This window comes from Nocardiopsis sp. NPDC006198, from assembly GCF_040613895.1.
GTDB lineage: Bacteria > Actinomycetota > Actinomycetes > Streptosporangiales > Streptosporangiaceae > Nocardiopsis > Nocardiopsis tropica.
Genome location: NZ_JBEXSY010000013.1, coordinates 128,603 through 143,024, shown reverse-complemented (window position 1 = coordinate 143,024; position 14,422 = coordinate 128,603). Strand labels below are relative to the sequence as shown.

Here is a 14,422-nt window from a genome sequence, read left to right as displayed (position 1 = left end):
CTTCTCACCACCCGAGAGCTGGGTGACGGAGGCGTCCCCGGGCGGGCAGCGCAGGGCGTCCATCGCCGGTCCGGGGCCTGGGCAGGCCGGGGAACAGGACCTCGGCCTGCCCCGGGGTCTTCTGCGGGTGGGCGCGGCCGGGTGTCCCGGCCGACGGAGGGCGCCGGACCGGGCCGGGGGCCGGTCCGCCGTTGCGCGGTACGGGCGGGGGTCGTTGCACGGGCGGACACTCCTCGGGGTCCGGGGGCGGTTCCGGTGCTCGTCGGCGGCCGGTCCACGGGGTGGGGCCGGTCTCACCAGAGGACGGGTACGGCGGCGGGCATGATCGCCATCCGGTCGGGGTGCCACTCGACGTCCTGCGGGGGAACGGCGAGCCTCAGCCCCTCCAGGCGGGCCAGCTCGGTCAGGGCGAGCGCCCCGACCCGGCGTGTCAGCCTGGCCCCGGGGCAGTAGTGCGGACCGTGGCCGAAGCGCATGTGCGGGTTGGGGCGGCGGGACGGGTCGTAGGCGTCGGGGTCGGGGAAGGTGGCGGGATCGTAGTTGGCGGCGTCGGTGGAGACCAGCACGAGGTCCCCCGTGCGCAGCCGCCGTCCGCCCAGCTCCGTGCCATCGGTACAGATCCGGGCCAGGGCGTTGCCCATGAGGACGCTGTAGCGCAACAGCTCCTCGACGTGGCCCTCGACGGCTCCGGGGTCGGTGCGGATCCGGGCGAGGGCGCCGGGCATCCGGGCGAGGTGGAAGGCCGCGCCGCCCAGGAAGCTGGCGAGGTCCTCGTAGCCGGCGACGAAGACGACACCGAGCACGTTGGCGAGCTGGTGCGGTGTGAGCGCGTCGCTCCCGGTGTTCATCGCCGCGAGCCGGGGGACGAGGCCCGGGGCGCCGGGGTCACATCGCTGTGCCCGTTCGAGCAGGTGGTCGCGCAGCTGCTCCCAGTTGCGGTGGACCTCCTCGGTCGGCAGGAGCATGGTGAGGTCGGTGTCGGCCCAGTGCCTGAGGCGGGGCAGGTCGCCGGAGGGCAGCCCCATCACGCGGCACATCGCCGGCCCGGCCACCCGCTCCGCGAAGTGGTGCTGGAGGTCGCCCGGCGCCCCCTGCGCCACCATCTCCTCCAGCCCCCGCCGCGCCTCGGCGCGGAGCTCCTCCTCCGGCAGGTCCGGCAGGTCGCTCAGCAGGCGCCGTGCCTCCTCCAGCAGGCCGGCCCTGCCGAGGTAGGCCATGGCGTCGAGCAGTTCGGGGGCGAAGACCGGGACGTCCTGGACGGGGCTGCCCTCGTCGGCCACCCGGGAGCGGCGGAACCGCTCCTCGCGCAGCACCCGGCGCGCCTCGGGATAGCCGGTGACGAGCCACGCCTCGTGCCCGGCGTTGGTGGTCACGCGCGTGACGGGGCAGGTGCCTCGGAGCTCGTCGGCCAGACGGTCTCCCCGGGTGCTGAACGGATAGTGCGGCAGCGCCTGGTCGGTGGTGGTCACGGCGGTGGTCTCCCTCCGGTGGGCGGTCGGATCGGGTGCGGGCCTCACCAGAGGACGGGCAGCCGCAGCGGTGCGCGCAGCGGCGAGTCCTCGTTCCAGGCGAGCCGCTCCGTCGGCTCGGCCGGACGCAGGTCCGGCAGGCAGGCGAGCAGGGTCTCCAGTCCGATGCGCAGCTCCATGCGGGTCAGGTGGCCGCCCGGGCAGTAGTGCGGTCCCCGGCCGAAGACCAGGTGGCGGTTGGGGTCCCGCCCGGGGTCGAACTCGTCGGCGCGCTCGAAGGCGTCGCCGTCCCGGTTGGCGGAGGCGATGACCGGCATGACCGCCTCCCCCTCACGGATGCGCCGCCCACCGATGTCCAGGTCCTCGGTGGCGACCAGGACGACGATGGCGTTCATGAGCGGCACGTGGCGCAGCAGCTCCTCCACCGCCCCGGGGATCTCCCCGGGCCGCTCCCGCAGGCGCCGGACCAGTCCGGGGCGCTCCAGGAGCGTCACCAGCGCGGCCCCGAAGTGCTGGACGTTGGTCCTGTAGCCCGCCATGAGCATGCTGATGGTCACGCTGACCAGGTCCTCGTGCCCGAGGCCGCCCTCGTGGGCGGGGGTGGCGGCCAGCCTGGCGAGCAGGCCGTCGCCGCCCCCGCGCGCACAGGCGTCGACCAGCGCGGCGGCGTGGTCGCGCAGCGCGTCCAGGGCTGCCAGGGTCTTGCCGAGCGGGACCCGGGTGGCCTGCAGGACGGTCTCGATGTGCTCGGCGACGGCGGCGAACCCCGTGTGGTCGATGCCCAGGAACGCGCACAGCACGCGCAGCGGGAAGGGCTCGGTGAAGCCCGCCACCAGGTCGCCCGGCGGCCCCTGCCGTACCAGGTCGGCGGTCAGGTCCTCGGCCAGGGCCCGGACACGGGGCTCGAGGTCCTGGAGGCGGCGGGGTGTGAAGGCGGGCGCGACCGCGCCGCGCACCCGGGCGTGGTCGGCGCCGTTCAGCTCCAGCAGGGTCAGGACCCGGCGGGGCCACTGCTCCCCCTCCCTCGGCGGCCACGTCGCGATGACGGGGCGCACCAGCCGGGGGTCGGCGAGCGCCCGGCGCACGTCGTCGTGCCGGCTGACCAGCCAGACCGGATCGCCCTCGGGGAGCCGCGCGCGGGTCACCGGGCCGTCGGCGCGCAGGGCGGCGTAGGCGCAGGGGGACCCCGGGGAGCCGGTCTCCGCCTCGGGGACCGGTGGCAGGACCGCCCGCAGGCCGGCGGCGTCGTCCATCACGCCCTCCCCCCTTCCGCGAGCCGGCGGTCGGCCCCGGCCGCGGCGGTGGGCCTGGGCCTTCGCATGAACCCGCAGCCGAAGAGGTGGTCCAGGTAGTGGTCGATGAGGGCGTCGTCGACCGGCGGGCAGGCCAGTCCCGCCTCGGCCGCGGCCGCCTCGGCGTTGGTCCGGTCCAGGCGCGGGAAGACCCCCTCCAGGTACAGCTCCTTGACCGACAGGTCGGTGCCCCGGCCCCGGTCCACGCACAGCGACACGAAGGGCGCGGTGGGGCTGGTGGGGTCCTCGGCGACGTGGCGCACCAGTTCGGCGACCCACTCCGCGTAGGGCAGGGTCGTGATCTCGCACCCGGCGGCGCGCATGCGCCGCACGACGTCGGCCAGGCGGCCCGGCGCCGGGTTGGTGAGGTGGTAGGTCCCGCGCGCCGGGGAGGGGCCCGTGGCCACGTGCGCGATGGTGTCGGCCAGGTGGTCCACCGGCACGAAGTCCATCGGCAGGTCGATGTCGGGCGCCGTGCCGGTCTCGGCGATCATCTTGAACATCGAGCAGATCGCGGTCTCGGTGTTGCAGATCCCGCCGCGCCGGTCCCCGGTGATCTCGTAGGGGCGGTAGACGGTCACCGGCAGCCCCGCCCCGGCGGCGTCGCGCAGCACCTGCTCGGCCACCCACTTGCTCTCGGCGTAGCCCAGGGTGAGGCGTTCTGCGTGGGCCAGGGGCGTCTCCTCGCCCACCAGGCCCACACCCGCGCTGCCGAACCCGGCCAGGACGGCGATCGTGGACAGGAAGTGGACGGGTACGCGGCGCGGCGCGGCCAGCCGCACGATCCGGCGGGTGCCCTCGACGTTGGCCGACCGCAGGGCCGAGTAGGGGTAGATGAAGTTGACCTGGGCGCCGGAGTGCACGATCAGGTCGAGCCGGTCGGCCAGGTCCGCCGCGTGGCCGGCGGCCAGTCCGAGCCGGTCGGCCTCCAGCTCGGCGGGGAAGCAGACGAGGCGTTCCTCGTGGTCGCGTGCCGGCAGCCCGTAGCGGGCGAGGTTGGCGAGCACCCTGCGGCGGGCGTGCCGGGGGTCGCGGGCGCGGACGGGGCAGTGCACCCGTGCGCCGGTGCGCGAGAGGAACCGGTCGACCAGGTAGGCGCCGACGAAGCCGGTGGCCCCGGTGACCAGCACGTCCGCGGGGTCGCGCGGGTCGGGGGCCGGGCCGCGCCGTGCGGGCAGCGCGAAACCGAGGCGCCCCTCGGCGCCGAAGTCCGTGGCCTCCCCGGGCTCACGTGCGGCGGGTGCGCCGGCGCGGGCGCGCCGGACGGCCGCGGTGAACTCCTCCACCGTCGGCCCCTCGATCAGGGAGCGGACGAGGGTGCTGCCGTGCTCCGCGCCGATGCCGAGCAGGGCGCGGGTGCGGTTGACCGCCTCCGCCGCCAGCAGCGAGTCCCCGCCGATGCGGAAGAAGTCGTCCCCCGGACGGGGCGTCACCCCCAGCGTCTCCCGCCAGGCCGCGGCGACACCGTCCCGCAGCGACCGGTCGCCGCCCTCCCGCCCGGGGGGCGCGGGCTCGCACGGTTCGGGGGCCGCGGACCGCTCCGCGAGGGCGGACCGCTCGGCGAGCCGGACCCGGTCGACCTTGCCCGCCGAGGAGACGGGGAAGGACGCCCACCGGTGGAACACACGGGGGACGGCCGCCGGGGGCAGCCAGGCCGCGCAGAAGCCCCGCAGGTCGTCGACGTCGACGCCGCGCCCGGGATCGGCCGGGGTGACGTGGGCGGTCAGGCGCGCGGCGCCGGCCTCCACGACGGCCTCGGCGACGTCGGGGTGTTCGCGCAGGCGCGCCTCGACCTCGTCGGGTTCGATCCTCTGCCCCCGGATCTTCAGCTGGCGGTCGATCCGGCCCCGGTACTCCAGGGCGCCGTCCGCGCCCAGGAGCACACGGTCGCCGGTCCGGTAGAGGCGCTCCCCGCTCCCGTCGGGCGCCGCCACGAAGCGCTCGGCGGTCAGGTCGGCGTCGCCCAGGTAGCCCAGCGCGAGGCCGGCGCCGCCGACGAGCAGCTCGCCCTCCTCCCCGACCGGGGCGGTGGTCCCGTCGGCGCGCACGACGCGGCAGGTGGAGTTGGCGATCGGGCGGCCGATGGGCACCGAGCGCGCCCCGTCCGCGAGTCCGCGGACCTTGTGGAACGTGGACACCACCGTGTTCTCGGTGGGGCCGTAGAAGTTGACGACCTCGGTGTCCGGGCAGGCGCGCAGCACGGCCCGGGCCAGGTCCGGGTCCATGGCCTCGCCCCCGGCCGACACGAAGTCGAGGCCGCGGAACGCCCCGGGGTCCGTCCGGGCGACGTGGTGGAAGACGCTCGTGGTGAGGTAGGCGATGTCGACGGCGTCCTCGCGCAGCCGCCGGTGCAGTGCCTCGGGGGAGACCAGTTCCTCCCGGTCGGCGATGACCAGGCAGGCGCCGCCCGTCAGCGCCGACCAGATCTCGATGGTCGAGGCGTCCGAGGACAGGCCGTAGCCGTGCAGGACCCGGTCCCCCGGACCGGGCCGGGGCAGGCGGGGGTCGGACACCGCCAGGCGGACGACCCCCCGGTGCGGCACCGCGACCGGCTTGGGCCGGCCGGTGGAGCCCGAGGTGAACATGACGTAGGCGCAGTCGCCGGCCGCGGCGCCCGTCGGAGGGAGCGGTCCGGCCGCCGCGGGCCCGGCGTCGGCCTCGATCCCGACCCGCGCGGCGAGGCGCCGCACCCGGCACACCGCCCCCGGAAGGACCACCGCGACGCGCACGCCCGCGTCCTCCGCCATCGCGTTGACGCGGGCGGGCGGGTGGTCCTGGTCCAGCGGCACGTAGGCGCAGCCCGCGCGCAGGACCCCGAGGAAGGCGACGAGCGCCTCGGGGGACCGGCGCCCGCAGACGCCGACCGCGTCGCCGGGACGCGCCCCGGCGGCCAGCAGGCCCGCGGCCACGTCCCGGGAGCGCCGGGCCAGCTCCCCGTAGGTGAGTTCGCGCCCCCTGTGGCGGACCGCGGGGGCCCCCGGCTGTCTGGCTGCCCAGGTGGCGAAGATGTCGTGCAGGAGCGCGTCGCGGAGGTGGTCGGTGACCGGACCGCGTAGGTCCGCCTCGGAGGGGGCGTGCGTTGCCGGACTCTTCGTCACGAGGGGTTCCTCTCGTCGAGTCGAGGTCGTGCCGGCGTCAGGTGAACACCGACGCGGCGAAAGAGGAGAAGTCCGCCGTCCGCCAGCGCTCGGGGCGCATGCGGAAGGTGACGTCGTCGTCGAGTTGGCCGGAGGTCGCGGCCAGGTAGTCCCCGGCCTCCCGCGCGCCCAGGTAGCGGACCGCGATGGCGCGGCGCTCGTCCGGGTCGGCGGGGTCGGCGACGTCCACGACCGGCCCCTCCACGCTGACGTAGCGGTAGGGGGGCTCCTCCTGCTGCGCGCACAGGCTGAACCTGCCCGCGGCGCCGAGGAGGCGCGCCTTGAGGGAGTCGCGGCCGGTCTGCACGACCACGTCGCCGCCGGGGGCGTAGGAGTACCAGACCGGCACGACCAGCGGGGCGCCGCCCGCTCGGGGATCGTCGACGCCGAGGACGCCCACGTGGACTCCGGCGAGGAACTCCTCGCGTTCGGCTCGGGTCATGGCAGGGAGCATGTGCGGCCTCTCGGATGCTGCGGGGCTTTCGGGGACGGGGAGGACACGGCGTCGCCGGTGGTGTCCGCGTGCGCCCTGATCATTGCCGGAGACGCCCCGATGGCAAACAGAAAACGGAGCTTTACGCCTTGTGCACAGCGGAGATGGGTGCTTTTGCAGGCATCTGCGACCCGGGGTGGAAGTGCATTGAGGACGAACGCTTACGGACCCGGCCACCCGTCCGAATCGGCGCGGATCACGCCGCCGCGCAGGCACGCGCACATCTGTTCACCGAACGGACACGGCCCGCCCTCCCGCGACCCCCCGGGGGTTCGCCGACCGACAGCCCCGCACGCTCGGCGGTGCGTCCGGGCCGAGTACACCTACGGGCCGGGGCACTGCCGACTGCTCGCCCGGGCCCACGGCCCGGACCGCACAGGGACCGCCGGGAAACCGGGGTCTACCCCTCGCCCAGGTCCAGCAGGCCGCGCCGGAAACCCGCCGCGACGGCGGCGGCCCGGTCGTTGACGCCGAGCTTGCCGTAGATGTGCAGGACGTGGGTCTTGACCGTGGCCTCGCTGATGAACAGGCGGGCCGCCGCCTCCCTGTTGGTGGAGCCGTCGGCGATGAGCCGCAGAATCTCCAGTTCCCGGTCGCTCAGTGCCGCGGCGGGCTCGCGGACGCGGCCGACCAGCCGGGTCGCCACCAGCGGGGAGAGCACGGTCTCGCCGCGCGCGGCCAGGCGGACGGCGCGCATCAGCTCCTCGGGCAGGGCGTCCTTGAGGAGGTATCCGGTGGCCCCGGCCTCGATGGCGGGACCGACGTCGCTGTCGGTCGCGTAGGTGGTCAGGACCAGGACCCGGGCCGGGAGCCCCAGCCGGGCCAGCTCGCGGATGGCGTGCACACCGCCCGTCCCCGGCATGCGCAGGTCCATGAGGACCACGTCGGGTTCCAGGGACCGCGCGAGCTCGACGGCACGGGCGCCGTCGGCGGCCTCCCCCACGACCTCGAACCCCGGGTCGCGGGCGAACATGCCGCGGATGCCGTCCCGGACGACGGGGTGGTCGTCGGCGATCAGGACGCGGACGGGGGCCTCATGCACCGGGGTCCTCCCTGGGAACGGCCGGGACGGAGGCGGAGACCGCCGTCCCGGAACCGGGCTCGGACTCGATCTCCAGTGTCCCCGCCAGGCGGCCCACCCGCTGCCGCATCGACGTCAGGCCGAACCCGCCGTCCGGGCCCCGGCCGTCGGCCCCCGGGACCGGGGGCGGCTCGAAGCCCGCACCGTCGTCGCGCACGTCCAGGACGACCAGGTCCTCCATGTACGACAGGGTCACGCCGACCCGGGCGGCCCGGGCGTGCCTGGCCACGTTGGCCAGCGACTCCTGGAAGGTGCGGAGCAGGACGGCCTCGACCTCCCCGTGCAGGGGGCGGACCGGTCCGGTCGCGGTGAAGTCGGCGCGCACCCCGTTCAGCCGGGACCACTCGGCCGTGAGGCCGGCCAGGGCCTCGGGCAGCGGGGTGTCCTCCAGGGGCGCCGGTCCCAGGGCGTGCACGGACCTGCGCGCCTCCGCCAGGTTCTCGCGGGCCAGGCGGATCGCGTTGGCGACCCGGAGCCGCCACTCGGCGCGGTCCCCCTCCGCTCCGCCGGCGGAGCTCCCTGCGGTCCCGCCGCCCTCCGGCGCGCTCCCGCCCCCTCCCCCGGCCTCGGCCCGCTCGGCCGCCTGGAGCTGCGCGATGATGCCGACGAACCCCTGGGCCAGGGTGTCGTGGATCTCCCTGGCCATGCGCTCGCGCTCGTCGTGCGCCCCGGCCTCGCGTGCCTGCACCAGCAGCTGGGCGTGGAGGCCCTCGTTCTCCCGGATGGTCTCCCGCAGCCGCTCCACCATGCGCCCGCGCTCGTCGCTGTGCTCCGTGGTGACCTCGCCGAGCAGGCTGAACGCCGCGACGAGGACCACCATGGCGGCGATGAAGAACAGGTACAGGAGGACCGACGAGGGCGTGGGATCGGGCAGTCCGCCCATGTAGGCGGCGACCGTGACGGCTGCGGTGGCCGTCACCCCCGCGAACCTCCACCGGCCCCGCAGGAACTGCCAGGAGTACACGTAGCCGGTGAAACCGAAGAAGCCCGCGAACCAGACACTGCGGGTGCTGAGCACGGCGATCATGACGACCAGCACGGCGACGGAGGCGGCCGTCATCCCCGGGCGGGAGGCCGGGTCGGGGTTCAGCGCGGTCATCGCCCACAGGAGGACCGCCGTGAGGGCCGCGAGGCCGAGCGTCTCCAGGAGCCGCGTCCGGGAGAGGTCGTGGGTGACCAGGGTCAGGAGGGTGGAGGCCGCCAGGAGGGCGTAGGGCACGGAGGCCAGGAGGCGGCGCAGCCGCTCCTCCCGCAGGCCCAGGTCGCGCTCGGACACCGTCTCCATACTCACTCCCAGCGGAAGGACCTGGCCGCGGCGAGGCCGAGGACCACGGCGTACGCGGCCATCGTGACCAGGGGCAGCGGGGCGAGGGCGCCACCGCTCCAGGCGTCGTGGAGGCTCTGCCGCAGGGCGCCCATCGGGGTGTACCCCCCGGCGAGCGCCAGGATATCGGGCATGTGCTCCACGGGCTGCATGAGTCCGCCCAGGTAGGCCAGAGGGAAGAACAGCAGCACGCCGAAGCCGTTGGCGGACCGCCCGTTGGGGGCGAGTGCGGCGATGAGCAGCCCGGCGGAGAACATCGCGGCCGTGCCGGCCAGGCAGGCGGCCACGAACCCCGCGGCCCCGGGCGCGTGGGCCCCGAGGAAGCCGATGCCGGCGACGAGCAGCAGGGAGACCGCGAACACGGTGAGGGCCAGCTGGAGCAGGAGCTGGACGGCCAGCAGGTTGCCGGGGCGGACCGGGGTCACCGAGAGCCTGCGCAGGATGCCCCTCTCCCGGTAGGAGGCCAGGGTCGTGGGGAGCAGGTAGAGGCCGATCATGCCGATCGCCAGCGTCACCGCCATCGGCAGCAGGACGGTGTCGCCCTCCGTGATCCCGCTGCCGAAGGCCACGAGGATGAAGAGGGGGATGGCCAGGGCGAACACCGCTCCGGGTTCGCGGACGAGCAGCTTGGTCTCGACGGCGGTGAGCTTGGCAAGCGTCTTCACGACGGTTCTTCCGTTCTCGGGGCCGGGCCGCTCGGGCCCGGAGGGGGAGGCCAGCCCTGGAGGGAGCGGCCGGTCAGGGCGATGAAGGCGTCGTCCAGGGTGCGCTTGTCGATGCGCAGGTCGCGGACGGGCACGTGCTCCCGGGCCAGGGAGGCGGTGACCGCGGTCGCGAAGTCGCCCCGCCCGGCCACGACGACCAGGTCGCCGGTGCGGGACACCGAGGCCACCCCGGGGAGGTTCCCCAGCAGGCCGCCCGGCTCGGGGGCCTCCCCGTCCATGAACCGGAAGCTCATCCGGTACTCGGCGTCGACGCCGTCGATCAGCCCCTCGGGGCTGTCGAGGGCCACGACCCCGCCCCGGTCGAAGACCGCGACCCTGTCGCACAGCTCCTCGACCTCGTCCATGAAGTGGCTGACCAGGACCACGGTCACGCCCTCGGCGCGCACCCGCTTGACCAGCTCCCACGTGGCCCGGCGGGCTTGGGGGTCGAGCCCGGTGGTGAGCTCGTCCAGGAACGCGATCCTGGGGTCCCCGACCAGGGCCAGGGCGATGAACAGGCGCTGCTTCTGCCCGCCGGACAGCTTCGCGAACCGGGCGTCGCGCTTGTCCGCGAGGCCCCACCGCTCCAGCAGCTCCCGCCAGTCGCGGGGCCTCGCGTAGAACGAGGCGTACAGGTCCAGCGCCTCCCACACCTTGATGTTCTCGGGCAGCTGCGTGTGCTGGAGCTGGACCCCGATGTGCTCCCGGAGCTCCGTCCCCTGCCGGACCGGGTCGAACCCGAGCACCCGCACCGTCCCGGAGTCGGGGCACCGCAGGCCCTCCACGCACTCGACGGCGGTGGTCTTGCCCGCCCCGTTGGGCCCGAGTATCCCGAAGACCTCCCCCTCCTCCACGGAGAAGGAGACCCGGTCCAGGACCACCTGCTTGTCGTACCTCTTGCTGAGCTCTGTGACCTCGACGATCGCCATGCCCACAAGCCTGTCCGCCCGGGGCCCGGAGCGGATCGCCCGTCCGGCCCTGATCCCCCGCGCATCCGGCCGACCTCCGGCATCCACCGAACGGTGGATGCCGGTCCTCCCGCGCGCTGGACCGCGGCCCGCCCGGCGGGCGGGTGCGTTGCCCGGCCGTGCTCGTCTCGCAGCCGGCTCCGTCGCCGCACTTCCCGGACGGGGTGCCGTACCGCCCCCTTCCGGGCGCAGCGGGCCCTCCTGCGCCGGAGGTCGCCGGCGCCCGGCGCCATCGGACCCCCTCGCCTCGGGGACCGGCTGTCGGGAGCTCACGCGTCGGAGCGGGCGGACCCGGGCGCCGGTGAACAGGTCCTGGCGCCGACGGACCCCGACGAGCCCGGTGTCAGGTGTGCGCTGACCGCGTCCGGGCCTCCGGAGCCGCGTCCCCCGCCCCGGCGGGAGCGGCGCCGGCGACGTCCACGACGTGTTCGAGACGCGCGAGGGTCTCGGCACGGTGGGAAGCGACGAGGACCGTACCGGGGAAGTCGGCGATGATGTCCGAGATCACTCGCTCGGTGGCGGGGTCGAGGCTGGCCGTCACCTCGTCGACGAGGAGGACCCGCGGCCGCCGTACGAGTGCACGGGCGAGGCACAGGCGTGCTCGCTGGCCCCCCGAGAGGCGTACGCCGGCTTCGCCGAGATCGTCGTCGAGACCGATCCAGTCGGCCGCGCCGACGCGTTCCATCATCGTGTTCAACTCACCGTCCGGCCGCGGGGCGCCGCCGCGCAGCAGGTTGTCCCGGACGGTGCCGTGGAAGAGCACGGAATCCTGGTCGACCAGGGCGACCGACTCGCGTAGAGCGCGGTCGTCGACGTCCGCGACGGACACTCCCGTGCCTTGGGTCGTGACGAGTTCCACGATGCCGGACGAAGGATCCCAGAGACGGGCCGCGAGAGCGATCACGGTGCTCTTGCCCGAGCCGGAGGGCCCCTTCAGCCCCACGTGTGCCCCGGGGGCCACTTCCAGGGACCAGGAGGTGAGAACGGGCGGCCGGTCCTCGTAGGCGAAGCACACGTCGCGAAAGCGCAGACCGAGCGGTCCGGGCGGCAGTTGCCGCGGGTTGTCGGACACCGCGACGACCGGGGGCCGGTTGATCCCGGATGTCACGCGCTCGGCGCCGGCGACGAGGGGGTGCAGCCGTGTGAAGGTGGCGGTGGCGTCCGTGACCGCCGCGACGCCGACCAGGGCCAGGGCGATCAGGGCGGGCAGCTCGGCCGGGGAGAGTCGTGCCTGTGCGGTGTCCGAGAGCACGCCGGCGGCGGCGCTTCCCACAACGATGACGCCGATGACCACTGCGGTGGTGATGGACTCGCGCAGCGAGGTGACCAGTTGCTCGAGCAGTTCGCGGCGGCGCGCGATGGCGGTGGCGCGCGCGGTGGCCGCGCTCGTCTCGGCGACGACCTGCGGGGACAGGCCGTAGGCGAGCACCTCGCGCAGTGCGCCCAGGGCGTCGACGATCCGTGTGGACAGGTCGGATCGTTCCCGCTGCTCCTGCTCCCCCAGGCGTCTGGCCGTTCGCGCCCAGTACAGCGCGCTGCTCGCCAGGACGAGGCTGCCCGTGAAGACCACGATCCCGGCCTCCGGCAACAGGATCGAAGCGGTGGTCAGGGAAGCGGTGAACAGCGTGAGGGAGGCGCCGAGCTGGGCGATCGTGTGGGCGTAGAAGAACTCGAGCTTCTCGATGTCGTCCATCGCCACGGTGGCGGCGCGGCCCGAGTGCTCGCGGCGCCGGCCGGGGACGCTGCGCGCGTACGCGTCGAACAGCGCCATGCGCAGCCGGGCCAGAACACGGTAGGCCAGAGCATGCGAGACGTCCATTTCCCGCCATGTCAGGACGACGCGCAGCAGTACGAGACCGATGATCACGGCCCACCACGCGGGTTCTGGCGCTGTTCGCTCCACGACGGCGTGGCCGACGACCCAGGCGGTGAGGATCGTGGCGCCGGCCAGGGTCAGCGCGCTCGCGGTACCGACGGCATAGCTCCACAGCATTCCGCGCCATTCCGGTCGCAGGACGGGAAGCAGCCCGCGGAAGGTGTCGGCCGCGGAGAGGGTGGTCATGACGGGTTCCTGTCCAGGTGCACCGGGCCGAGGTGCAGTACGTGAGAGACCCCGGTGAGGGATTCGGGACGGTGGCTGATCATCACGACGACGCGGTCGCGGGCGACGCGGTGCAGCGTGTCGATGACACCGGCGGCCCGATCGGCGTCCAACGCGCTCGTGGGTTCGTCCACGAGAAGGACCGGCCGGCGCGCGAGCAGCGCACGGGCGAGGGCGAGTCTCTGGCGTTGACCGCCTGACAGGTTCGTGCCGGCTTCGGTGACCTCGGTGGAGAAGCCGAGTGGAAGACCCCGGATCTCGTCCAGGATCCCGGCGGCCTCGCAGGCGGCGAACAGTTCCGCCTCTTCGGGGTCGCCGGTGACGGCGAGGTTGTCGCGGATGGTCCCGGCGAAGAGCACGGGCCGTTGGGAGACCACGGCGATATCGGAGGTGCGCAGCGGCCGCCCGTCGAGTTCGACGTGCCCCGCACGTGGGACGAGGAAGCCGAGGAGGAGGTCGAAGAAGGTGGACTTTCCCGCCCCGGAGGCTCCGACGACGGCGGTGAGGGTCCCCCTCCGGGCGGTCAGGTCGAAGTCCTCGAGGACGTCCCGGTGGGCGTCGGGGTAGCGGAAGGTCAACCCCCTCACACTCAGCAGGTCCGCCGTACGGTCGGCGGGGGCCCGCCCCCCGGGGCCGGGCGTCGCGACACCCGGAGCGGTGGCACGCGGTTCGGTGAACGCTCCGACGCGGTCCAGGGCGGGGACCGCGGTGAGGCCGAGGAACCCGGCGTGCCAGTGCCGTGAGAGGTCGCGGATGGGCCGGAAGGCCTCCGAGGCCAGGAGGAGGATCAGGTAGACCTCGACGGCCGGGGCCTGTCCTGTGACCGCGTGCGCGGTGGCGGCGATCGCGGCGGCGACCACCCCTGCCTGGACGGCGAGGTCGGTGACGGCCGTTTCGGCCAGGGAACCGCGCATGACGCGTTCGGTGGCGCGGCGCAGTGCCTCCGAACGGTCGTCCAGCCGTTCCCGGGTTCCCGACACGTCGCCCAGGGTGCGCAGGGTGGCCATGCCGCGGAGTGATTCGAGCAGGTCGGCGCTGAGCGCGTCGTAACTGTCCCAGTGGTCGAGCCCGCGCCGGGCCATCATCCGTTTCCAGGCCATGGGGCCCAGCAGAGCGACCACGACGGCGGCGGCGACCAGCAGTCCGGCCCCCGGTGAGAGCAGGAACAGGCCGAACACGGTGATCGCGCAGGTGGGGAAGATGTGCACGACGGCGGGGATGTACTTGGAGACGTAGGCGTCGGTGCCGTCGACGCCGTCGCCGAGGCCCGAACGCATCGACCCGTCGCGGGCGGCCGTGTCGTGCAGGCGCCGGGGTACGAGCGCCGCCGCCATGGCGCGGCTGCGCACCGCTTGTCGGACCCCGCCTCCCAGCAGCGTCGCGGCAGAGGTCTGTGCCAGGGAGAGCACCAGTCTCAGCAGCGCGATGCCGACGATGAGCGCGACCGCCACGAGCACGTCCCGGGGACGTCCGTCCAGCACCGCCGACATCGACCAGGCGATCGCCCCGGCCTGGCCGAGGTGGGTGAGGAAGACGAGTACCAGCAGTCCGACGCTCCCGGCCAGAGCTGCGGGAAAACGAGCTGCCTCCCGCCACAGCTGGGGGACGATCATCATGCGTCCGGCTCCTTGTCGAGGACGTGTCCGGCGGGAGGCATCGTCCGGGCGTGGACGATCCGGCGGTCGTGTGTGGCGACGAACCCCGACACCGGGCGGCGGCGCCACTGCCCGGGCAGGGCGCCCGAACAGCACAGGCCGACGGCGCGGTGGGACCGCCACAGGATCTCGGTGAACTCGCCGGGGGAGGCGCTCGTGGAAACCGACCGCGTCTCCGGTCGGCGGGACCCCGGCAGC

At 74.5% G+C, this 14,422-nt stretch carries 10 protein-coding genes; all 10 read right to left on the bottom strand.

Annotation, left to right across the window (positions count from 1 at the left end; translation table 11 throughout):
* Positions 1-293 precede the first annotated feature (293 nt).
* On the bottom strand, positions 294-1,469 hold the full coding sequence (locus ABZ234_RS12115) for a cytochrome P450 (protein WP_355012020.1): 1,176 nt from the start codon (positions 1,467-1,469) through the stop codon (positions 294-296).
* 44 nt (positions 1,470-1,513) lie between these two features.
* Positions 1,514-2,722, bottom strand: coding sequence for a cytochrome P450 (locus ABZ234_RS12110; RefSeq protein WP_355012019.1), 1,209 nt, complete (start codon positions 2,720-2,722; stop codon positions 1,514-1,516).
* Positions 2,722-5,859 (bottom strand): amino acid adenylation domain-containing SDR family oxidoreductase, encoded by a 3,138-nt coding sequence (locus ABZ234_RS12105; protein ID WP_355012018.1) that lies wholly within the window; start codon positions 5,857-5,859, stop codon positions 2,722-2,724. Before ABZ234_RS12105 ends, ABZ234_RS12110 begins: the two co-directional genes overlap by 1 nt.
* A 37-nt stretch (positions 5,860-5,896) precedes the next feature.
* On the bottom strand, positions 5,897-6,340 hold the full coding sequence (locus ABZ234_RS12100; protein WP_355012017.1) for a pyridoxamine 5'-phosphate oxidase family protein: 444 nt from the start codon (positions 6,338-6,340) through the stop codon (positions 5,897-5,899).
* A gap of 451 nt (positions 6,341-6,791) precedes the next feature.
* Positions 6,792-7,433 (bottom strand): response regulator transcription factor, encoded by a 642-nt coding sequence (locus ABZ234_RS12095; protein WP_344181998.1) that lies wholly within the window; start codon positions 7,431-7,433, stop codon positions 6,792-6,794.
* On the bottom strand, positions 7,426-8,757 hold the full coding sequence (locus tag ABZ234_RS12090) for a sensor histidine kinase (RefSeq protein WP_355012016.1): 1,332 nt from the start codon (positions 8,755-8,757) through the stop codon (positions 7,426-7,428). Before ABZ234_RS12090 ends, ABZ234_RS12095 begins: the two co-directional genes overlap by 8 nt.
* A 2-nt stretch (positions 8,758-8,759) precedes the next feature.
* Complete coding sequence (locus ABZ234_RS12085) at positions 8,760-9,461, bottom strand: ABC transporter permease (protein ID WP_355012015.1); 702 nt, start codon at positions 9,459-9,461, stop codon at positions 8,760-8,762.
* Positions 9,458-10,429 (bottom strand): ABC transporter ATP-binding protein, encoded by a 972-nt coding sequence (locus ABZ234_RS12080; RefSeq protein WP_355012014.1) that lies wholly within the window; start codon positions 10,427-10,429, stop codon positions 9,458-9,460. Before ABZ234_RS12080 ends, ABZ234_RS12085 begins: the two co-directional genes overlap by 4 nt.
* Before the next feature lie 382 nt (positions 10,430-10,811).
* Complete coding sequence (locus ABZ234_RS12075; RefSeq protein WP_355012013.1) at positions 10,812-12,530, bottom strand: ABC transporter ATP-binding protein; 1,719 nt, start codon at positions 12,528-12,530, stop codon at positions 10,812-10,814.
* Entirely contained in the window at positions 12,527-14,185 is a 1,659-nt protein-coding gene (locus ABZ234_RS12070) for an ATP-binding cassette domain-containing protein (RefSeq protein ID WP_355012012.1), read from the bottom strand. Before ABZ234_RS12070 ends, ABZ234_RS12075 begins: the two co-directional genes overlap by 4 nt.
* Between the last annotated feature and the right edge of the window lie 237 nt (positions 14,186-14,422).

Bases quoted from the DNA above. Each gene is read 5' to 3' on its own strand.
- ABZ234_RS12070 (WP_355012012.1), bottom strand. From the start codon at position 14,185: ATGATGATCGTCCCCCAGCTGTGGCGGGAGGCAGCTCGTTTTCCCGCA.
- ABZ234_RS12090 (WP_355012016.1), bottom strand. From the start codon at position 8,757: ATGGAGACGGTGTCCGAGCGCGACCTGGGCCTGCGGGAGGAGCGGCTG.
- ABZ234_RS12100 (WP_355012017.1), bottom strand. From the start codon at position 6,340: ATGACCCGAGCCGAACGCGAGGAGTTCCTCGCCGGAGTCCACGTGGGC.
- ABZ234_RS12110 (WP_355012019.1), bottom strand. From the start codon at position 2,722: ATGGACGACGCCGCCGGCCTGCGGGCGGTCCTGCCACCGGTCCCCGAG.
- ABZ234_RS12075 (WP_355012013.1), bottom strand. From the start codon at position 12,530: ATGACCACCCTCTCCGCGGCCGACACCTTCCGCGGGCTGCTTCCCGTC.
- ABZ234_RS12080 (WP_355012014.1), bottom strand. From the start codon at position 10,429: ATGGCGATCGTCGAGGTCACAGAGCTCAGCAAGAGGTACGACAAGCAG.